Origin of the sequence: Agrobacterium sp. ICMP 6402 (genome assembly GCF_009498615.1) — a bacterium.
In the GTDB taxonomy this organism is placed as follows: domain Bacteria; phylum Pseudomonadota; class Alphaproteobacteria; order Rhizobiales; family Rhizobiaceae; genus Agrobacterium; species Agrobacterium burrii.
In genome coordinates this window covers 1-674 of sequence record NZ_QSNV01000026.1, presented here as the reverse complement: position 1 = coordinate 674, position 674 = coordinate 1, and the positions used below count along the sequence as shown (strand labels likewise).

At 59.6% G+C, this 674-nt stretch carries 2 pseudogenes; both read right to left on the bottom strand.

The features are described from left to right. Window positions 1-410, bottom strand: a pseudogene (locus DXT96_RS27280) (carbohydrate ABC transporter permease); the annotation flags it as partial. 12 nt (window positions 411-422) lie between these two features. Beyond that, window positions 423-674 (bottom strand): annotated as a pseudogene (locus DXT96_RS26775) (sugar ABC transporter permease); the annotation flags it as partial.

Below are 674 nucleotides of genomic sequence, written 5' to 3'. Positions count from 1 at the left end.
CTATCGAGCAGGCCGGCATTGCGGAAGATCAGATAGATCGGCACCAGCACGGCCACCGCCGGCATCATCTTGGTGGAGAGCATCCACATCAAAATGTCCTTGGTGCGCTTGGTCGGCGAGAAAGCCATCGCCCAGGCGGCGGGAATGGCGATGATCAGCGCGATGATCGTTGAGCCGAGCGACAGCACCACCGAGTTCATGAACGGCTTGAAGTAATCGCGCTGGGTCTGCACGGTGATGTAGTTTTCCAGCGTGCCTGATGGAATGAGGCTGAAGCCAGCGATCGCCTCCGGCTCGGTCTTGAGCGAGGTGAGGAAGGCATAAAGGATCGGGAAGAACAGCAAAAGCGCCACGGCCCATGCCGCGATGGAAAAGCCGATCTTTGCGCGTGTGGTTGTCTTGCGGGCCATGATCGGTTCTCCTTAACGGTCCAAATTCTTGCCGACGGCGCGCATCAGGAAGATGGCGACGATATTGGCGAGCACGACGGCGATGATGCCGCCGGCCGATGCACCGCCGACGTCGTACCCAAGAAGCGCCGTGCGATAGATGAGGAAGGCGAGGTTGGTGGAGGCATAACCCGGTCCGCCATTGGTGGTGACGAGGATTTCCGCGTAGACACCGAGCAGGAAGATCGTCTGGATCAGAATGACGACGGTGATGGCGCGCGACAG